Source organism: Brevibacillus porteri (assembly GCF_003013475.1).
Taxonomy (GTDB): Bacteria; Bacillota; Bacilli; order Brevibacillales; family Brevibacillaceae; genus Brevibacillus; species Brevibacillus porteri.
Genome location: NZ_PXZO01000021.1, coordinates 53,466 through 73,945, shown reverse-complemented (window position 1 = coordinate 73,945; position 20,480 = coordinate 53,466). Strand labels below are relative to the sequence as shown.

The 20,480-nt window shown below is 47.0% G+C and carries 20 protein-coding genes; 5 read left to right on the top strand and 15 right to left on the bottom strand.

The window, feature by feature from the left end:
• Positions 1-42 precede the first annotated feature (42 nt).
• The 4 genes from C7R92_RS32880 to C7R92_RS13140 all read right to left on the bottom strand — a co-directional run bounded on the left by C7R92_RS32880 (position 43) and on the right by C7R92_RS13140 (position 2,603).
• The gene (locus C7R92_RS32880; protein WP_244195740.1) at positions 43-264 is read right to left on the bottom strand and encodes a hypothetical protein; all 222 of its coding nucleotides are present in this window, start codon (positions 262-264) and stop codon (positions 43-45) included.
• The gene (locus tag C7R92_RS32875) at positions 265-555 is read right to left on the bottom strand and encodes an ATP-dependent DNA ligase (protein WP_412678993.1); all 291 of its coding nucleotides are present in this window, start codon (positions 553-555) and stop codon (positions 265-267) included.
• Positions 556-783: 228 nt separating this feature from the next.
• The gene (locus C7R92_RS13150; RefSeq protein ID WP_106834551.1) at positions 784-1,569 is read right to left on the bottom strand and encodes a hypothetical protein; all 786 of its coding nucleotides are present in this window, start codon (positions 1,567-1,569) and stop codon (positions 784-786) included.
• Positions 1,570-2,420: 851 nt separating this feature from the next.
• On the bottom strand, positions 2,421-2,603 hold the full coding sequence (locus C7R92_RS13140) for a hypothetical protein (RefSeq protein ID WP_106834549.1): 183 nt from the start codon (positions 2,601-2,603) through the stop codon (positions 2,421-2,423).
• 368 nt (positions 2,604-2,971) lie between these two features.
• Here C7R92_RS13140 and C7R92_RS13135 point away from each other — a divergent pair, with 368 nt between their 5' ends.
• The 3 genes from C7R92_RS13135 to helD all read left to right on the top strand — a co-directional run bounded on the left by C7R92_RS13135 (position 2,972) and on the right by helD (position 6,755).
• On the top strand, positions 2,972-3,346 hold the full coding sequence (locus C7R92_RS13135; protein WP_106834548.1) for a DUF423 domain-containing protein: 375 nt from the start codon (positions 2,972-2,974) through the stop codon (positions 3,344-3,346).
• Positions 3,347-3,517: 171 nt separating this feature from the next.
• On the top strand, positions 3,518-4,141 hold the full coding sequence (locus C7R92_RS13130; RefSeq protein WP_106834547.1) for a DUF6143 family protein: 624 nt from the start codon (positions 3,518-3,520) through the stop codon (positions 4,139-4,141).
• 253 nt (positions 4,142-4,394) lie between these two features.
• Positions 4,395-6,755: an RNA polymerase recycling motor HelD gene (gene helD / locus C7R92_RS13125; protein ID WP_106834546.1), complete on the top strand. Its 2,361-nt coding sequence runs from the start codon at positions 4,395-4,397 to the stop codon at positions 6,753-6,755.
• A gap of 46 nt (positions 6,756-6,801) precedes the next feature.
• Here the strand turns inward: helD and C7R92_RS13120 are convergent, their stop codons facing one another.
• The 7 genes from C7R92_RS13120 to C7R92_RS13090 form a co-directional block, all read right to left on the bottom strand.
• On the bottom strand, positions 6,802-7,140 hold the full coding sequence (locus C7R92_RS13120; RefSeq protein ID WP_106834545.1) for a DoxX family protein: 339 nt from the start codon (positions 7,138-7,140) through the stop codon (positions 6,802-6,804).
• A 53-nt stretch (positions 7,141-7,193) separates the two neighbouring features.
• Positions 7,194-8,366: a bis-aminopropyl spermidine synthase family protein gene (locus C7R92_RS13115; RefSeq protein ID WP_106834544.1), complete on the bottom strand. Its 1,173-nt coding sequence runs from the start codon at positions 8,364-8,366 to the stop codon at positions 7,194-7,196.
• 370 nt (positions 8,367-8,736) lie between these two features.
• Positions 8,737-9,975: an MDR family MFS transporter gene (locus tag C7R92_RS13110; protein ID WP_106834543.1), complete on the bottom strand. Its 1,239-nt coding sequence runs from the start codon at positions 9,973-9,975 to the stop codon at positions 8,737-8,739.
• Between the two features lie 51 nt (positions 9,976-10,026).
• Positions 10,027-10,947 (bottom strand): ArsR/SmtB family transcription factor, encoded by a 921-nt coding sequence (locus C7R92_RS13105; protein WP_106834542.1) that lies wholly within the window; start codon positions 10,945-10,947, stop codon positions 10,027-10,029.
• Between the two features lie 124 nt (positions 10,948-11,071).
• On the bottom strand, positions 11,072-12,034 hold the full coding sequence (locus tag C7R92_RS13100) for a metal-dependent hydrolase (protein ID WP_106834541.1): 963 nt from the start codon (positions 12,032-12,034) through the stop codon (positions 11,072-11,074).
• Positions 12,035-12,213: 179 nt separating this feature from the next.
• Positions 12,214-14,004, bottom strand: coding sequence for a M3 family oligoendopeptidase (locus tag C7R92_RS13095; protein WP_106834540.1), 1,791 nt, complete (start codon positions 14,002-14,004; stop codon positions 12,214-12,216).
• A 120-nt stretch (positions 14,005-14,124) separates the two neighbouring features.
• Positions 14,125-15,072: an MBL fold metallo-hydrolase gene (locus C7R92_RS13090; protein WP_106834539.1), complete on the bottom strand. Its 948-nt coding sequence runs from the start codon at positions 15,070-15,072 to the stop codon at positions 14,125-14,127.
• Positions 15,073-15,237: 165 nt separating this feature from the next.
• On the opposite strand from C7R92_RS13090, the gene C7R92_RS13085 reads away from it, so the two are divergent.
• Positions 15,238-15,747 (top strand): Crp/Fnr family transcriptional regulator, encoded by a 510-nt coding sequence (locus C7R92_RS13085; protein ID WP_106834538.1) that lies wholly within the window; start codon positions 15,238-15,240, stop codon positions 15,745-15,747.
• A gap of 28 nt (positions 15,748-15,775) precedes the next feature.
• Here C7R92_RS13085 and hmpA read toward each other — a convergent pair whose 3' ends face one another.
• Positions 15,776-16,993: an NO-inducible flavohemoprotein gene (gene hmpA / locus C7R92_RS13080; protein WP_106834537.1), complete on the bottom strand. Its 1,218-nt coding sequence runs from the start codon at positions 16,991-16,993 to the stop codon at positions 15,776-15,778.
• 225 nt (positions 16,994-17,218) lie between these two features.
• Between hmpA and pdxR the strand changes: the two genes are divergently transcribed.
• On the top strand, positions 17,219-18,679 hold the full coding sequence (pdxR, locus tag C7R92_RS13075; protein WP_106834536.1) for a MocR-like pyridoxine biosynthesis transcription factor PdxR: 1,461 nt from the start codon (positions 17,219-17,221) through the stop codon (positions 18,677-18,679).
• A 29-nt stretch (positions 18,680-18,708) separates the two neighbouring features.
• Here pdxR and C7R92_RS13070 read toward each other — a convergent pair whose 3' ends face one another.
• The 3 genes from C7R92_RS13070 to mobB form a co-directional block, all read right to left on the bottom strand.
• Complete coding sequence (locus tag C7R92_RS13070; RefSeq protein WP_106834535.1) at positions 18,709-19,245, bottom strand: pyridoxamine 5'-phosphate oxidase family protein; 537 nt, start codon at positions 19,243-19,245, stop codon at positions 18,709-18,711.
• A gap of 94 nt (positions 19,246-19,339) precedes the next feature.
• Positions 19,340-19,828, bottom strand: a complete 489-nt coding sequence (locus tag C7R92_RS13065; RefSeq protein WP_106834534.1) for a DUF2199 domain-containing protein — start codon at positions 19,826-19,828, stop codon at positions 19,340-19,342.
• A 134-nt stretch (positions 19,829-19,962) separates the two neighbouring features.
• Entirely contained in the window at positions 19,963-20,478 is a 516-nt protein-coding gene (gene mobB, locus C7R92_RS13060) for a molybdopterin-guanine dinucleotide biosynthesis protein B (protein ID WP_069846488.1), read from the bottom strand.
• Positions 20,479-20,480 lie beyond the last annotated feature (2 nt).

The window sequence follows — 20,480 nt, the reverse complement described above, 5'->3', positions numbered from 1 at the left end:
AAATGAGAAAAACCCGTCTCTGTTGAGGAGACTGGTTATTTACTATCCAGCTAAAATAAAGTCGACAAATACTGGTGAACGAAGCATGCCGCTCTTTGTCCAGTTTCGCATTTTGACACGTGCTTTTATTTGCTGCTGAATGTAAACATACTCACGATCCTCACCAGTAATCAACTGTTTCGCCACTCCATAAAACGCCTGCTTGTGAGTAAAGGATACGCCCAGTTCGATCACGCCCACTAGTCGACTGTTGTAATGTGCCAATCAACCGAAGTCACCTTTATGCCAGCCGGCAATATGGACGTCAGCATACGTGTAGTAGATTACCTTTATGAAATCGTTTGTACGCTTATCTGTGTGGTATCTCCCGTCCTTGCGCTTGGCAACGATACCCTCCATGTTTCGAGCAACAATTGCGTCCCATAAGTCTTCGCCGCGACCGTCAATGTACGCGATTTTGCTGATTGTCGGAGTGTCCGTTATTGCCCGGTCCAGGACAGCTTTACGCTCCATAAGAGTCAATCCTCTAAGGTCAGCTCCATCATAATGTAGCATAATACAACGTATAATATTGGTATTCGCCCAAAAAGTTGATATGCTCCCACCAAGAGGTGATATATCCTTTAAAAGTTCCTCCTGAAGCCACTAAATCCATTTTTCTGGAGGTACCTCTCTAAACGCTAATTACTCATAATAGCGAAAAACGCCCGAATTTGAGGATTCGAGCGTTACTTTACATAATAACTATATTGTCACCCAATCTTCCTGTTTTGGAAGAACTTTTTAATTCGTTGTTACATTAAGTTCAAGTAATGCAGAAGATTCTCCGGACTTATCCATTGTTACTTTATAATCAAACTGGCCACTACCAATGTCCTTATTAACGGGGATCATTGTCATGTTGTGTTTTACATCTGTTCGGAGGTCGTCATTACCAAAATCGTAGTTATAATACGCAGCCCAAGCGGTTTGTGTAATTTTTGAGTTATCCGAGTTGTATTTATATTTAGGGAACGATTGCCCATTTTTATACCAGTGTGTATCAAACTCCGAAGGATTGGCTGCCCATGTGTTAAAGGTACTACTCGAACACTCCAACAGGCCGTCAATATCTTCACTCCAGGACATCGAAATTTTGGATGCAGCGGTTTCAATTCGAACTGGATCTTCTGTTGAAGCTCTCAACCATCCCTTGTAGTAACTTTTAGCAGCGAGAAGTTGGTTTTCAGAAGAACCTACTTCGTCATTAGATAATTCCTCTTCTGATTCTTCTTCCATCAACTCTTCTTCACTTGGCTTGTAATCTAATGGTTTGGTTATATAAGTTCCATTTTCTGTATCAATTTGAATTTGATAAGCCTCAATTATCCCGTCTGCTGTAGCTCTTCCTTCAATAGTGACTTGACCTTCTCCATCTCCGGTTTCACGATACTCTACTTTTTTTAAGATGATTTCACTTCCTGATTCAGCATCCAATCTCATGACTTTGTTCTCTTTACCAAGAGCAGTAAATGCGCTTAAAAAAGAAAGTGATAAGACTACTGGAACTACTATCCACTTTTTTGACATTTGATTCCCTCTCCCTATTCACTATTTTTTAACATTTTAGCAATATATTATAATATATATCTTGGGAAAGAGAAGGGGTATTTACATTTTTTTGAAAAGAGGGTGAGCAACGTGAAATCTAGTTCTATGTTTAGTCTATCGCTGATATGTGGTTTGCTTGCTTCTGTAGGAACAATTATTCTTTGGTACATTTTGCTTTACGACAAACCAACTGTCTCTGTATTTACCGCCCTTTGTTTGTTACTTCCCGCGATATTTGGTTTAATTGCCTCGTTCCTAAAACAACCGCTTATCATTATTTCTTTTGTGGTCTCCTTACCTCTAAGTCTTTACTTATTGTTGACAGGAGATATGTTTACTTTATTTTTTGTTTCCTCAATTTTGTATTTCATATCTGCGGCTTTTAAATGGAAAATATCAAAAGTAAATTGGAACTAATAAAAATAAGAGAGTCCCTCGAGAAGGGGTCTCTTTTCTCTTCATCCTTCCTTAACGTTGTATATCCGCATTTTAATAGACCCTTGGTTCTGAGATGAGGTGAGATAATTAAAACTTTTGGGTACTTAATTACTTTCATACTCAACTTGATAGTAGCTTACTTTATATACGATCAATCCAGCTATGTAAAACCTCTATTGCAGTCTATTTTTATAGTGGCCTTGATCGTTATAATGGATTTAATCTCGAATAAAAAGAGTAATCAAGTAAAGCACAAATAGGATTTATCTAAACAGCCTTAGTCCGGTAGTAGTTCGGACTAAGGCTGTTTCCGTAAATTTGCTCTGTTATTCCTCCAGAAAAAAAGGCATCCCCGATTGGAGACACCCTTGATTTGTTTTCCATCTTACTTCTTAACCCTTAAACCAGTCGCGTACACCAGAATAAATAAGAGCTCCCGCGAATACAGTCACAGCGATGAGACCAACCCCATCTACCAGCGGGTCCAATCCATTCAGGAAGGAACCATCCACTGGTGCTTTCAGCAATGCGTAACCACCAAGGAGACCTCCAACGTTGGAAATCCATTTGTTCATATTACGTCACCTCCCGTCGCAGCAGCCTGTAAGCGTTGCCACTGCGATACTTTACTTTATGTTAGAGGTTGACAAGCGGTCTGTACGGTAGTCCAAGGCATGTTCACCAAATTACAATTGGGCTTTAGCGGTTGTTCAAAAAATCGACTTTTGATCACGAAGTAATTCTGCATGCTTATTCGACATCGAAAGTGACGTTCACCTTCAAAGTCCGGTGCTCATGTAGTATACCTACACTCCGCTCCTCCTTCTTCAGGTTCTCGCCACTTTCTCGGTGCTGAAAAGTCGACTTTTTGAACTTGGATTTTTAAGTTAGAATAGAGAACAGACAAGTGTACAGGTTATGCGAAAAAAGGAGTGACGCACTCATGAAGCTGTTTTTGATGCTTGGCAGTATCAGTGGATTTCTTTCGGTTGCGTTAGGAGCATTCGGAGCACATGCACTGAAGGAAAAACTGGACGAGTATTCGCTGGGCATTTTCCATACGGGCGTGACCTATCAGACGACACATGCACTGGCTCTGGTGCTGGTTGCCCTGTTGCTCAAATGGTACCCGGATTCTTCTGGCCTCGTCTGGGCGGGCTGGTGCTTTGCAGCTGGTTCGTTGATCTTCTCCGGCAGTCTCTACACGCTGGCGATGACCGGAATTAAGGTTCTCGGTGCGATTACGCCGATTGGCGGAGTTTTGTTCCTCGCAGGATGGGCGCTACTTGCCATTCATGCCTGGAAAACCGTATCGTAGACAAAAGCTTGCAAAAGGTTGGGATTTTCATTCCCAGCCTTTTTTCTATCCGTCACGCCATGACTTCAGCGGAACTTTGCCTGCCAATAACGCCAGCTCCTGACACCCTCCATGGACGATTGCCATATGCTGTAGGGTTAGCAGTTACCCCACTCACAAGGAGAGGAAATCATGACAAAGCCCTCCTATACACGCCCCTCGTACTTTTATGGTGGAATACCGGATGTCTACATGCAGATGGGGTACTATCCGTTTCCCACTCCTTCTGCTACGGAACAGCTGAGTCGGAGTGTTCACATTCCGTATGCGATGTCGATGGCGGATCAATGTAAATACTTCATGGGGCAATCGGAAAAAATGATCGTGAGCGATGGGGCTATCGGGATCGCTGCCTTGTCGAATCCCTTACGCTCCGGTGTTCATTTGTTTGTCCATCACTGGATGGTCACCAATCCATCCCCGCACCCGATAGAAGCACATTTCTTGTTTGGCAAAGGCTCCTCCCTCACTGGTGCAACTCTCTCACGTCAAGTGACTTCTGGTTATATTCAACTCCCCTCTTGTCCCGCCGCTCAAGGGCAAGTTTTGCATGGCGCCGGTATGACGGATACCTTTTCTGATCACATTCAGACCGCCACGCGAATCATTCCGGCGTCCTCCACCGTTGAGGCAACCCCTGGCGGACAGTGGATTCTCGGACCAGGAATGGCGCTCATCGTTCGCGTTCCAAACACTGGTGAGAAGACAGCCTTTTACCTTTCAATAGACTGGTGGGAACAACCCGTATATGGGTAGCTCTCACTGGAACGCTTGACGGACAAGTCTAGTCGCAACAAAAAAGGGAACCCCCAAAGGAGTTCCCTATCATTTCAATTCGTATTTTTCCTACACCATGTTGAAAAGCCAATTTTCACGTGATACAATGAGAATTGGTCTGTTGGTCAATTGTTAATATGTATCTATTTTATCTCCAATATAATAGTACCACATTCACTTTCGATTGTCAAACCATCAGATCAAAAATGGGGAACGAAAAAGGAGCGGTACCATGAGCGTGACTGATCAAGATCGGCAAAACGAACAACAACGTGTTGAACGAGTCATCTCAGAGATAAAGAACCGAATAGATGACCTCAAAGAGCATGTGAATGTCGTGAGCGAGGATATCATCGGAATTCGCAAGCATTTTTGGGACGATGTGACAGTCAACTTCGAAGATGCCATCGAAGCTGTCGAGACTTACGCCAGTATCAAGCAGCAAGCAGAAGTCCTGTCCGAGCGTGAACGCATCCATCGCCATGCCCAAAATCAGTTGCGTACGCTACAGCGATTGTTGCACTCTCCCTATTTTGGCAGGATTGATTTTCAAGAAGAGCTAGAATCGAAGCCAGAAGCCATCTATCTCGGCATTGCTTCCTTGCTGGATAAAAACGACGAGGAGTTTCTCGTCTACGACTGGCGCGCACCTATCTCCAGTCTGTATTACGACTATTCGCCGGGGCCAGCAGAGTACAATACCCCAAGTGGAATCGTAAATGGAGAGATTGCGTGCAAAAGACAATACATCATTCGCGACGGCAAATTGTTGCACCTGTTCGATACGGGCGTGACGATTGGCGACGAGCTGCTTCAGGAGGTACTCGGCAAACAGGCTGACTCGCAGATGAAAAGCATCGTGGCCACGATCCAACGGGATCAAAACCGCATCATCCGCAACGAACGCAGCCGACTCGTCATCGTCTCCGGAGCTGCCGGTAGCGGAAAAACGTCTGCGGCTTTGCAACGAATCGCTTATTTGTTATACCGTTATCGCAAGACATTGACTGCGGAGCAAATCGTCTTGTTTTCGCCCAACTCCTTGTTTAATAGCTACGTATCGACCGTTCTTCCTGAGCTTGGCGAGGAAAATATGCAGCAAACGACTTTTCAGGAATATGCGGAGCATCGTCTCGGTGACAACTTCCGCCTGGAAAACCCGCTTGAACAGATGGAGTATGTACTGACAGCAAGTGATCAATCTGGATACGAGGCGCGTCTGGAAGGAATCCGTTTCAAATCAAGCGCCTTGTTTTTGCAAGCCATGGACGAATACGCGAATAACCTGAAGGAATCTGGTATCATGTTTCGCCCCGTTACATTTAGAAACCAGACACTAATCAGTGCTGCCCACATCCATGAGCTGTTTTATTCTCTCGATACGAGTCTGCCGATCCCCAATCGGATGGTACTCGTTGCCAAATCACTGCTGACAGAGCTGAAAAAAATGGAACAGCGAGAACGCTCTAAACCATGGGTCGAAGATGAAATGGAGCTACTTGACCGAGACGCTTATGTAGCTGCCTATCAATCGCTGCGCCGCAAAAAGCAGTTTCGGGAGGATACGTTCGATGACTTCGAACGCGAGCAGGAGCTCTTAGCCAACTGGATCGTCAAAAAGCAGTTTCAGCCTCTGCGCGATTTTATCCGGGAACTTCAATTTATTGATACTCGCGCTATTTACCGTCAGCTTTTCTTGTCACCTGACTTGCTCGGGACGCTTGCGCCAAATACTCTCCACCACGATGTATTGAACAATTGGCCCGCCGTGTGCGAACAGACGGCAGAGCGTTTAGAGCAACAGTATTTGGCATGTGAAGACATCCCTCCTTATTTGTATTTGCAGGAACGATTGGAGGGCAAGCAGACGAACAATCTCGTCCGTCATGTATTTCTCGATGAAGCCCAGGACTACTCCGCCTTTCAGTTCGCTCTCATCAAGAGCTTGTTTCCCCGTGCCAAAATGACCGTGCTGGGAGACTGGAATCAGGCGATTTACGCTCATGCGTATCACCAGAATAGCTTTGAGGCTGTCACATCCCTGTTTGAGCCTGAAGAGACGGAGACCTTTGTCCTGACCAAAAGCTACCGCTCCACCTATCCCATCGTCTTGTTTACACGACAACTTTTGCGAAACGGAGATATGATTGAGCCTTTTATGCGCGACGGTCGCTTGCCAACTCTAACCAAAGTGACATCACCCCAAGCTCATACCGATCAAATCGAAACGCGCATACGTGAGCTCGCCGATCGTGGTCATCAGACGATCGCTGTTATCACAAAAACGCTAGAGGAAGCCCAAGTCGTTCATGACGCTTTACAAGAGAGATTGCCGATTCGCTTGATCAAGCCCGCCACTCTTTCCTTCGAAAAAGGAATCTTGATTATTCCCGCTTACTTGGCAAAAGGGGTCGAGTTCGATGCGGTCATCCTTTATGATGCTTCCGCCGCATGCTATGGCGAAGAAAGCGAACGCAAGCTTTTTTACACAGCATGCACACGAGCCATGCACGAGCTGCATCTTTACTATCCGGGTGAAAAAAGTCCATTTTTAGAGAACGTTTCTCCTGAGTATTACGAGCTGTTTGTTTAAAAAAGAGATCCAGCTGACCGCTTACTGGTTCAGCCGGATCTCTTTTTCACCTTTTTAGACCCACACAAATCGTGACAAGCAACAGGATCAAGTTGAACTCATAACCGCCCACAAAGCCTTTCGCCCATTTCACCGTCACAATCGCCCCTGCCATGATCGCAGCTAATCCCCAGGCAGCATATCTCGCCCCGATTCCGATGATCAGCGCGAGACCGCCGATCAGTTCTACGATCATAACCAGATACGCCAGCCACCCCGGCAAGCCGAGATCACCAAACGTCGTCACAACAGCAGCCATCCCTTTTTGCAGCTTGGCTATGCCATGGATGAAAAACAAGATTCCCGTCCCGATCCGTAATAAAACAAACGCTTTTTCGTATGCCATCTTCTCTTATTCTCCCTCCCCTCCACCACTACCATATGCCCACTTGCGTACAATCAGTCTTGTGCTCTCCGGCGGGACAACAGCTCAAAGCTCTGATGCTTGCAACGAGGGCAGCCGCGTTTTTTCAATTGTTCAATCGTCACTATTTTTGCCTGTGCCCCTACCTGGATCGACCTTTTGCAACGCTTGCATTGATACTCACGCTTGGAAGGAGTCTCTTCACCTGTGTATAGCGACTCCAGAAACGAATGCTTGATCGTCTGAGCCGTCATCTCTGTAGTGGTGAGCACGATCATCTGTCCCTTATTGCCAATCATTTGCGCCGCTTCGTATTCATTGAAATGACTGAGCACCTCTCGTACGGTCAAGCCTGCCAGCACGAACTCCCGTTGCATATTCAGCGTGAAATCCGGGGATTTATGCGCAAAGGACAGGAAGATGGACAGTCCCTTTTGCTTTTGCAGCCCACTGATTCCGCGGGATAAAAACAAAGCCATTCCTTGCAGCGTGTAAGGTGGATCAGTAAAAAAGCAATCGTACCCACCCTGTAGCTTCTTCGGCAGCGGCTGCCGCAAATCAGCCTGATGGCAGGCTACGGTCAATGCTTTTTGCTTGGACACATCCGTAATGTACTGGAGAAAGCGTTCATCGATATCGACTACGTCAATTTGCTCTGGTCGTTGTTGATTCCCTGGAAACAAACGCTTGAGTAAAAGCCCCAGCGAGATGCTGACTAAATCATCATCCCCGACGCATAATATTTTTTTGCCCACCAAGCTCTGATACCGCAAGCATAAGATTGCCCTGCGCAAGCTCGTTTCGACTGTGCATTTGGACTGATCAATCTGTACATCGACTTGCGGACGCCCAGCAAAAATCGTCTCCATCTCCGTTTTTAAGTCAACCAGCTCGGTTTTCCAAGCTTCGTCGTCTTTCATCAGCTTTTCGTACAACTCTCGATCCAGCCCACCAAACCCTAGCTTTTGCTCAATGAACGCTTCCCCTTCTGCGGTGCATCTTACCCCGCTCCCCTGCTGTATGGCACCTGCCTTGATCAGCTCTTTTTTAATGGCAGTCGCCACAGGTATAGGCAAGAGTAGCTTTCTTGCCAGCTCTTTCGTAGGCAAACCCGGATGAAAATAACACGCAAGCAGAAACTGTTCGATCACTCGTTGACCTTCTTGTAAACGCACTTGTTTATAGGTGTCTTCGATATAATTTTTCATGTAGAGAACCTCTTTTCAAAAGGGATGGACCCATCGATGCACACAAAAAGGCAGAGCATGAACATTCGTTCATCTCCGCCTTGAGGGCATACGTTCGCTACGTGCGCGTGGATAGTCACGCAAAAAAACCGTGCGTAAGAGCACGGTTCCCGTAGTCGAGCAAATGGGTAGATGGATGACCGTAAGTTCTTAACCAATCAAGGCCTCCTCTATTCCATAGCAAATAAACTCACATAAAATGAGGTTTTTGCCAAAAAGAATGGGAGTACCCTATCCAATTGCTTAGTTAAGAACACACACCGACATCAAAACGTCCCCTTTTGAAAAGATACTTTCTATTATACGGCACTCGCAATCAATCGGCAAGAAGCTACATGACAGTCTCTACGATCGCATTACTAGGCTGCTTCCGCTTTTCATGCAGCCTGCGCCCTAGCCAATAAAAGATCAAGCTAACCAGCGCCAATACTGCCATGACCAAAAACATCACTGGACCACCATATGCGGTGAGCACCATACCTCCTGCCCATGGTCCGAGAAAGCTACCCAGCATCGTTGCGCTTTGTGCCCCATAGTAAGTCCCTCTCATATTCGCGGGACTGATCTCGTCGATTTGCGCATACTCCGCAGGTACAATCAGAATTTCCCCTAATGTAAATATGATCATCGCCGTAATAAACCAAGCCCAGTCTGGCGAAAAAGCAAAGCCGATTTCTCCTATGGCCATCAGCACAGCGCCACCTGCTATCCGCGCAAACAAGGAATAACGCTCAACCAGCCTCGTCACTGGAATTTGTAAAAGCAAGACGGTAAATCCGTTGACGCTCATCAATGTTCCAAACAAGGCGACTCCCTCTGAAAAGTTTTCCCGCAAGTATTGGGAGAGCGTAACAGACATCTGACCGTAAACCGTCACTAACAGGACTCCACCTGTGACAAAGGTAAGAAGAACGACATCCTTTCTGAGCACTTGCCAAATCTCAGCCAAACTGGCCCTCTCTACCTCTTTGTTCCCCCCGCCATCATCGGTTACCCCACATCTCCGACATGCCACTACTAAAATGATGGCAAAGCTCACCAAGGATACCGCAGTCAGAAAAAACGCCAAGTTGCTGCCGGAAATTCCCAAAAAAGCACCGAGCATAGGACCAATCGCAAAGCCAAGATTGTTCGCAAGATATCGGTTCGAGAATACACGAAAACGCTTATGCTCGGGAGTCAAGTCTCCCATCAATGCTTTTGAAACCGTCGCAAATATCGAGGCCGACAATCCCATTATCATACTGATCAAAAGCAAACCGATCGGATACGCTACTGTGATGAATCCGATAATCGAGCACGCCATAGCAAGCAAGGAAAAAAACATCAGCTTTTGTCTGCCAAATAAATCCGAGAGAATCCCACCAGCAAATCCCCCGACTGTTCCAGCCAAGGGACCTGCACCGATAATAAGTCCAATATAGGCATGAGAGAGCTTCGTCGTTTCACCGAGATAGATGGCCAAAAACGGAATGCTCATGGATTGCGTGAGCTGAACAAACACCGTCCCTGCCATCAACAAATGAACAATCGGGTGATACGCCTCCCACACTTGCCTCATTTTGCTCATACTGATTCAACCTACCCTCTCAACAGAATCATGCCATTTCCGTAAGCAAATTTACTCTGGTGTATGAAAAAAGGAACGAAGCAAGACGGGAAGACGCTCGACGAACGATTCGCGCAGACTGTAGTAGGAAATCGTCGTACTGCCTGTATAATGAGCTCGAATCACCCCCGCTCTGCGCAACGCCGTTACATGATGATGGACGGTGCTTTTTGCCAGTGATACTTGCTTTTGCAATTCCCCGAGAGTGCAAGTCTTTTTCGCTAGACAACGCAAGATTTGCAGGCGTTTCTCATCCGCCAGGCACTGTGTGATGGGTAACAGCTCCAGGAGCGGCTGTGGTCTGGTCATTGCCGCATCTTTGACAGGATACATGCAAGTGGCAAGCCCCCGATAAAAGTCGAGCACAGAAGAATGGGCGCTATGATATTGCGGGATCAGTACAACCTCTCGCAAATCTGCCATCGGCTCAATCCAGATACCGTTCGTTACTTGATCGACCAAATCTATCGGAGGCATTTCTTTGACGCGGGCCGTCAGCTCATCGGCACTCCTTTGCAAACTCTGTAAAATGCGTGGTTCCAGTTTCGAAAAATAATGTTCATTCCACCTGGTAAGCAGCGACAAGCTGTGATCACGGATTTCCCCAAGGTTCAGCGGGATTGTCTCCACCCATGGCGCGAGACGCTCATAAATTTCACCGGGAGGGATGCTTTCCAGCCACCCAAGAAATTCTTCGACGGATTTGGTCTGGGGCGATTGCGCTACAAGCAGAACTAAACGGTGGAGTACCTCCCAGCGTTCATCTGCGAGTTCATCTGCAAAAGACGCCGGAAGCATTCGTTTTGTCTCCTCTTTCCAAGCCGTACCAAGCAAATAATGCTTGCGCTCCTTTTCGTAAATGTAAGTGTAAAGGCTAATGATACATTCATACGCAGGAGACCATTCTACTCTGATCGAATACATATCATTCATTCTATCACCATCGAACGTTTAGTTTTTTTCAGTGTATCATTCTTTCCGGAGCTTGCAAAGCTACTTTTGTAAAAAACAGTAAAACCCCGCCAGATTCACTGACGGGGCATTGCTAACAGCCTTTTTATACAAACGGCGGGTCCCACGCTTTTTTTCGCCAGCCCAACCGATGATCAACGACATTCAAATCACGGTCCAAGACAACATCTACGCCAAATGGCAGCTTGCGGTTGTACCAAAAACGCACATCACTCCACGTGACTTCATAACCGTCGGCAATCTCCTTCCACGTGACGTGGATTCGTTGAGCGAATCCGAGAAAAGCACGAACTCCGTCCACACCGACAGTAGCCTGAATGATTGCATCACGCTGCTGCTTCGGATACACATCCTCCAGTATCACACGTGCATACTCGATTCTCCCTGTGTAAAACAGTTCCTCCGTCTCTACGACGAATCGCCAGTGAAAAGGATGTATGCTAGGGAAAACATGGGTTATGCCCCTTGTTTCCAATACCCTTTCTACCCGTCTGACGTTACGGTGATGCTGCCAAGCCCGCACACCAATATACACGAACGTCATGCCATATGCTATCGGAAATAGCACACTGGCATCTCCGTTAAAAGCTATCCACCATATCGCCGCTGCTAGATGAACCGCGAACACCAGTGGCTCAAAAATCGCGAGTACATCCAAATGCACCCAGCGCTTGTTAATAGGGCGAAGACACTGGACCCCATAGGCGTTTAGCATATCGAGAAAAACATGCAGCACAACAGCCAGCAGCGTCCAACCATACAAAATCCCGAACTGCCCGATGAGACCAAAACCCCAGGCAAGAGCAAGACTGATGATGAGGGGCCACAGAAACAAGGCGGGAATCGAATGAGTAATTCCCCGATGAAAACGAATGTAAAAAGAAATACCGCGAAGTCTGGCCACAGTGTCGAAATCCGGGGCATGAGAGCCCACTACCGTTGCGACCATCAGCGCCTGAGCAAGTGCCGGATCATGTGCCACTGCCGGCGTGATATGAGCTAAGCCCGCCAGTGTGACACCCAACAAAAGATGACTGCCAGTGTCCATTACGATGCCTCCCTTTGCAAGTACTCCCTTCTCTTTTACTGTACGAAAAAATAGCGAGGATTCTATAAACCGCAGGTAAAGGTTATCCGAAGATTTCGTCTGCGATGTTAACAATCTCTCAACGAAAAAGCAGCCTGTCAGAAAAGCGACAGGCTGATTGGAGCTTATTTATTCGTGATTTATGCTTCTTCTGTCAGGCGCAGGAATTCGTCGATGTCTGCCACAGCCAGATCAACAGCTTTTTGCCAGAACTCAACTGTCGTCATATCCTCACCGAGATGCTTCTTCGCCAAGTCCTCTACCATCAGGCGGCCCGTATCTTGGAGCAGTGCATCGTATTTCGGCGCAAAGCTCTCGCCTTCTTCAAGCGCACGCGCATAGACACTCATGCTGAACAAGTACCCGAATGTGTACGGGAAGTTGTAGAACGGATACGACGTGATATAGAAATGCAGCTTCGATGCCCAGAAGTGCGGCTCATAATCTGCCAAAGCTCCATTGTACGCTTGCTTTTGCGCCTCTTCCATGATTCGGTCGAGATCAGCCGCGCTAACGAGACCTTCTTTGCGCTTCTCGTAGAAGTTTTTCTCGAAAATAAAGCGAGCGTGGATGTTCATGAAAAACGCGATGATAGATTGCAGCTTATCTTCCAAGAGCACCAGTTTTTCATCTTCATTGGCTGCATTTTTCACAGCAGCGTCAGCGAGGATCATCTCTGCAAAGGTCGATGCTGTCTCCGCTACGTTCATCGCGTAGTTTTGGTTAAGTGCTGGCAAATCCCACATGACTTGCTGATGATACGCATGCCCCAGCTCATGTGCCAGTGTGGATACATTGCTTGCGCTTCCAGCATACGTCATGAACACACGGGACTGCTTGCTGACCGGGAAGCTCGTGCAGAATCCGCCTGGGCGCTTGCCAGGACGATCCTCTGCCTCGATCCAGCCCTCATCGAATGCCTTTTGCGCAAACTCAGCCATGCTCGGATTGAAGCGGTTGAAGTGCTCAACGATCAGGGCAGCTGCTTCATCGTAAGACACTTCTTTATGTACCTTACCGACTGGAGCTCCTACATCGTACCAGCTCAGTTTGTTTACACCGAGCAGCTTTGCCTTGCGCTCCAGGTAGGCAACCAGGCGATCCTTGCGATTGTCGATGGCCTGCCACATCGCGTCGAGTGTTTTTTCCTGCATCCGTCCAATATCCAGCGGTTCACGCAGGACAGAATCCCAGCCGCGATGACGGTACAGAGAGAGACGGAAACCACCCAAGTGATTCAGCGCCTGCGCGCACAACTCCGCTTCCTTGCCCCAAGCTTCTTTCCACTTTTCAAAAACATGGGCACGAACAGCACGATCAGGACTGCTCATCAGGTTAGAAGCTTGCCCGACGGACAACTGCTTCGTCTCTCCATTGACCTCAACCTCAATGGTCATACGTCCCACGACGGTATTGTACAAATCTTGCCAAGCGTGATACCCGTCTACGGCTAAATCGTTTGCCAGCACTTCTTGTTCAGGGGACAGCTTTTCCTGTGCACGGCGGCGGCGCTCATTCAGCACAAAAGCAAGCGGTTGCAATTCTTCGTCTGCTAACAGCTTCTCCCATGCAGCCTCGTCGACAGCCAGCAGCTGTTCTTCCCAGCGCGTCAATACTGCACCAAACGCAGCCGAGATGCTCTTTACACGCCCACCCAGCAGTTTGGCTGGCTCATCCTTTACATTTTGAGCTGTCAGGCAGGAAATGAATGCACCTGCTTGTCTCACCCGCACGGCAATGCTTTGGACATGAGTAATAACTTCCTTAAAAGCCGCTGTTTCACGCAAACCTGCGCCAGATTGCTCCAACCGTGCCTTCAGGTTCGCAATATCCCCTTCCAACGTCCCTAAAAACGCCAGAAAATCCTCCGATTCACTACCACCAGGAAAAATCACATCCATATCCCAGCGTTGTGGCAATGCTTTTGACATATGTACCCCTCCTCCAAAAACTCCTTCGATAAAAATATTTCTATAATAAGGTAGCTATTCCTTCCCCGTTTATTCATATCAACGTAAAAAGCGACTGCCATGTATGCAGTCGCCAGCTTTTCACATCGATTGAACAGGGATCGAAAACGTCTCCCCTTGTTTTTCAACAACGATCCTGTCCCTCTCGTCCCCCGCTGCTGCCAACAGACGCTCGAACGGCTCATCAACTGGCTCACGCGATAGCACAAACGTATTCCAATGAATAGGAACCAGCCACTTGGCTTGGGTCTCCTTGAACATTTGCCATGCTTGCTCTGGCGTACAATGCGCTGCTTGATACGCGTCTGGCTTGTAGGCGCCAATCGGCATGAACACCAGATCGATCGGCCCGAATTGCTTCGGCAAATTTTCCATGGAGATATAAGCGGTATCCCCTGGATAGAGAATGCGCACGCCATTTTTCTCAATCATATAGCCGTTGTAGCCATACTCATGATTCCATGGAAAGCGGTTGCCCCAATGGCGAACAGGAATCGCAGTAACCGTCATTCCTTCTTTGGTTGTAATCGCTTCTCCCGGCTGCATTTCCTCATACGAACCAAACGGCATATGCTTGAACAGCTTGCTCGTCTGGTACGCCGTAATGACATGTGTGGAGCGATTCGCTATTTTCTGCAAGGTAGGCAGATCGACATGATCCAAATGGGCATGCGATAGCAAGATGATATCTACCTCGCCAATTTCAGCAAAGTCGAGGGCAGGAGGTGTGAAGCGTTTGGGACCAAAATGGACACCTGCAAGCTTAATCCCCAGCTTCTCGCCCAAAACCGGATCCGTCAGTATTTTCGTACCAAACATATTCAACAGAATCGTCGAGTGACCGATCCATGTAAATGTAACCTCATCATGACTCCAGTCGGCAGGCATTGGCTTTTTTGTATCCAGATGACGAAACTCCGGCTTCGGAAGCTGCCCCATATGGTACCAGTAGCGGTAAGCCACATAGCCAATCAATCCGATGAGGAGTCCCCCCACTATGAAGCCTACCCATGTAACAAAGTTGAGCATCAGACAACTCCCTTTATCTAGCTGTGATTTCCCCATTATAGCAAAAGGCATCCTTGCTGTAGCAAGCCTAAAAAAGCGGCAAACTGCTTTTTACACTTGCTTACTTCCTCCTGCCGAGCTTGCTATAATTGCTAGAGAAAAACGTAGAGAATCGAGGAGAAACCCATGATCCTGCACAAGGGAGAAGTCCTGTTTCGACAAGGAGAATCTGGACCGCTCTATCATTTGAAGAGCGGTCTGTTAAAAATCGTTCGGGTACATGCAGACGGAGCATTGACGCTGGTCAACATCATCGTTCCGGATGAGATCATCCCGCATCATTCGTTGATGAGCCCGAATCCCTATTACGGGACAGCAATCGCTCTCGTGACCTGTGAGGTCGAAGTGTTGTCTGCCCCGGATTGGTATCGCCGTCTGGATGACAATCCTGAAAAGTGTCGTGATATCGCGCTACAGCTGCAAGGGAAGCTGCGGATGATGCAGCAGCGTATCGACCAACTGACCGAAGTCTCTCCTGCTGAAAAGCTGCGCAAGCTCCAGCTTTGGTTTCAGACATTCATTCCTGTCGCCTCGCTTTCAGACTTGCTGACTCAGGATGAAATCGGTCAGCTCATCGGGCTTCGCCGCGAGACGGTAAATCGGTTGCTGCGCGCTCAAGCTGCGAATCGCGAGTAAGCTTGCGCTTTTTTTCGTGAGAGACTCTTTATGCCAAGGTCGCTGCCGGACCAAAAAACTCAAAATGAATATCGTCAGCTGGCACTCCCCATTCCAACAGAGCACCGTTGATCGTCTTCATGAATGGAATTGGACCACAGAAATAGTAGCTTGCCTCTTTTGTATCGATGACCTTTTGCAGCCACGGCAAGTCGATATAGCCTTCTTTTTGATATGCACCGTTCACTCGATCTTGCTCGGTCGGCTGTGTATAGCACCAGTGAACAGAGAGCTGCGGATGTTTTGCGGCCAGCTCCTCTACTGCCGGCTTCATGGCATGCACATTTCCGTTTTTGACTGCGTGAATGAAGGTGATCGGACGGTCTGTTCCCGATTTGATCAGTGTGTTTAGCATGCTGATCATGGGGGTCAATCCTACACCACCACTGAGCAGCACAACCGGACGGCTGTCCTCTTGCTGTAAGGTAAAATCTCCAGCCGGAGCAGACAGCTGCAGGCTATCTCCTTCCTTCACTTCCTCTGACAAATAAACGGATACTTTTCCTGCTGGCTTATCTTGCATCGCGTCCTCGCGTTTGACAGAAATGCGGTAGTACGCATTCCCTGGCGCATCTGAGAGACTGTACTGGCGAATGTGCGTAAATTGCTCGCCCGGTAATTCTACCTTGACGCTGACATACTGCCCTGGCTCATAGCTGGAAATCGATTGGCCATCCGCCGGAACCAGATAAAAGGAAGTGATCACGTCGCTTTCCTTCACCTTGCGCTGGACGATAAACTCTCTGAAATCTACCCATCCTCCAGGCTGCCCGCTCGCCTCTTCATACATTTCATGTTCTACACCAATAAAAGCATCCGCAATGACGCCATACGCTTCCGCCCATGCTTGTAAAATCTCGTCTGTAGCGGCATCGCCAAGTACGTCTTTGATCGCAGCAAGCAGGTTTTCCCCGACGATTGGGTAGTGTTCAGCCTTCACTCCCAGGCTGCGATGCTTGTGTCCAATCTGCTTCACTACAGGCAAAATCGTTTCCAGCTTATCAATATACAAAGCCGCAGCATACACCGCATTTGCCAGAGCTGTTTGCTGTCTTCCCTGCTTTTGATTGGCGTGGTTGAAAATATTGAGAAGCTCAGGGTGCTTAGCAAACATCATTTGATAAAAACGTTTTGTAATGGCAGTTCCGTGTACCTCTAGCACAGGAACGGTTGATTTTATGATTTCAATGGTTTTTGGGCTTAACATCGTAGAACCTCCTTGAAGTGCTTCGTTCTTTCTATATTTCAAGTGTACGGGAGGTTCAGAATTACACATGTGATTCTGGTCACAGGAAATAGAAACGATTTGTGACAACTGCAAAAGACCATAAGAAAAAGTCGTCCCCCAACTCTCTTGTTGCAAAAGAAACGATTGCCATGATAGCATATCAGCCAAATCTATCATTCCAACAAAAACACTGAAGGTGAATGAATGCTAACAGTAAACCGAGATGACGAGCGTCCAATCTGGCAGCAACTGCTGGACCAAGCGATCCATAATATTACCACTGGAAAATGGCAGCCAGGTGAATTGCTGCTCCCCTCCCGCGAACTCGCTTCTTTAATTGGCGTTTCCCGTTCCACCATACAGATTGTTTATGAGGAGTTATTCAGCCGCGGATACACGGTAACCTCACGTCGCGGCGGGACTAGAGTGAGCGAATGGACGTATGCAACGCGTCCATCAGAGGATGTTGCGACCGAAGGACCTGTCCCCCCCGAATTGCCTTTATTAAACGCTACAATCGGTCATTTGCACGGTTGGTTCGGAGACAAAGATAGTCGAAAGGTTGAGATCGATTTCAGTCCCCATGAGCCATATTTAGACGAACATTTTCAAAAGAATTGGAGACGTTCGTTTTTACAAGCTTCCACAGAAACGAATCTGGACAGTTGGGCTTATGGCAATGCCTATGGATACCAACCGCTACGTGAACAGATCCAACGATATTTGTCACTTGAACGGGGCGTTCATGTAACTATCGATCAAATCATGTTAACCTCAGGCGCCCAACATAGCATTGATTTGATCGCCCAAGCCCTTTTACAGGAAGGAGATACCGTTTCTGTTGAAGATCCTGGCTTCCCTGCTGCTTGGATGGCAATGAAGTATAGGCGTATGCAAGTTGTCTCCGTTCCAGTTGACGAGTACGGGTTATGCGTAGACCATATTCATCCGGGGTCCAAGCTTGTCTATGTTACGCCATCGCACCAGTGTGCGGTTGGAGTCATTATGTCGGAACCTCGCAGGCAACAATTGTTACACATGGCTGCCGAGCAGCAGTTTTGGATTGTTGAGGATGATTACGACAGCGAATTTCGCTATCGCGGCGACCCACTTCCAACCTTGTTCAGTCAGCGACCTCAGAACACGCTGTATATGATGAGTTTTTCCAAAATGATTGCTCCTGGTATTCGAATATCGGCAATCATTGGTCCCAAAGAAGCCATTCGTCAGCTCGTCCAAGTCCATGAATTAACCTATCGTCATCTTCCGATTATGGAACAATTAACGCTTACTCATTTTATTGAGCATGGTCATTTCATGCGCCATATGAGACGAGTTCGAAATGTATATCGGCGCAGACATGAAGCCATGACAAAGGCCATCATCACGACAGGTCTCGGCGAACATTTCACACTAAGCGGCGTAGAAACGGGGTTGCATATCCTTCTTGAAGCTGATAAATCGTTTGTCGAAGAAGCCGAGACGAACCTAGCACTCGAAAAAGGAATCCGTGTTTATCCACTTAGCAAGTATTGTTTGAAAAGCGATCGAAAAGGATGGGTGCTGGGTTTTGCTAAAGTAGATGAATCAACCATTGAAGAAGGCATTCTTCGTCTTGCGGAGATTACACGGCGTTCATCATGCAAAATGCTGCCGCATAAATAACGGCAGCATTCATGTTTTTACAAATGCATTTACACAGTTTTACCCGGTTTGAACATTTTTTCTTCTTCCATTGGATTTTCTTTCGCAGTGATATGATCTGGATCTATTCGATACACCTGAACCGGACCACCGAATACTGCTGAACGGTATTTGTCTACGTGCTGCTTGGGTAAAGGCCGATTGAAGTAGCCAGGTACATACTTATTCATCATTTCTTGCAACATGTGTGTAGCTTCATCCAGATCGACTATAGGCTGTGCCTTGCCAAAAATCATTACACTCATATACGCTGTGTCCGTCTTAGCTGGCACCGGATCAGTAATCGTTCCATATTCTTCACAAACCGTAAAACAGACCTCTGGATTCGCATCCATAACCTGATTTCTTCTCCCGCCGGTGGCCCCATGGAAATATAGCTTCCCGTTTGTCCAGACAAAATTGAGCGGAACAACATACGGCAAATGACCATCGACCATTCCAAGATGTCCGATTCTAGCTTGCTGCAAAAATGCCTCAATCTTGCTCTTATCCAATACTTCTCTAATTTTGTAACGCACTCCATCCATTGTTATCACTCCTATTATTTTGAAATATGCTGCAAGTTTATCAGCCATTGGAGTGAATATATACGTCCAAAACTATCAGATTGAAGCAATCCATTTACTCAGTATGATGGATTAAATGAGCAATTTCTTTCACTCTATCCATTGTAATTCCTTCTCTTTGTTCAACTGCAAGTGGATGACTCGTTTGTTCTACTTCTATTAATGGAACCGCACCAACTTCTTGTGTATGTACCAATGTCTTTAAGGATAGGGTAGTTTCTGGATAGATGGAAAGTTCAGTCGATAACCAACCAAAATAAGGTTTTTCATTCTCCCTTCCTTCTACGTGCAGCAATTCATTCGATTTCAAAAAGTTTTCTTCACTAAGAGAAACCCAAACACTCCATATAAATTTCTCATCTGTATCCATTATTGGTATTTCAATGTGTCCTCTAATAAAGAAATGCTGTTCATCTATTACACAAAAGTCTCTGATTAATTCTGTTCTTTTCTCTTCTGGTACCATGTAAAAATAATGTGGTGCTTCCATTCCGTAACAGAAAGGAAGTTCATTTAATTCTTCGTTACAGTGAGGGCATTTCATGTTCTTTGCTCCTTATCATTTCTTGCCGATTTTTTATTTACATTACCACATCTTTCATTACATGGATAATCTGCCAGCAAGTTCTACAAAAAAAGATCATCCCAACCAAGCTGGAATGATCTCAATTATTCTAATCAGTTTTGACAATACCAAACGGATACCCGTTCCCTTACAAACGTGGCCAAGTTGTCTATGTCATTAATATCGAAAAATGGCAACCCCGGCTGACGATTGTCTGACCAACCTACGATCCCTACCAGATGAGTAACGGTCGATAAAAGCTCCTGATCTTCAGGCCTGCGAAGCAGGACGAGCTTGGGATAACCTTCACGCTTGAAGCCTTCTACCAAAACGAGCTGGGCCCCGGCGTCTGCTAAGCGCTGGATAAGGACGGACAACTCCTGCGGCTTTTGCTCCACGATGGCTGTCTTCGTTTTCGAAGTGATAGCAACAAGCGATGCCCCGGCTTCACGATAACGCCAGGTGTCCTTCCCTGGCTGATCCCACTCAAAATCATGTCCCCCGTCATGCTTGATGACCCCGACTCTTATCCCTGCCTTTTCGAGGATCGGAATGAGCTTGGTGAGCAGCGTCGTCTTGCCACTGTTCGAATAACCAACAATCTGCAAAACACAAGGTGGCTTAACCATTC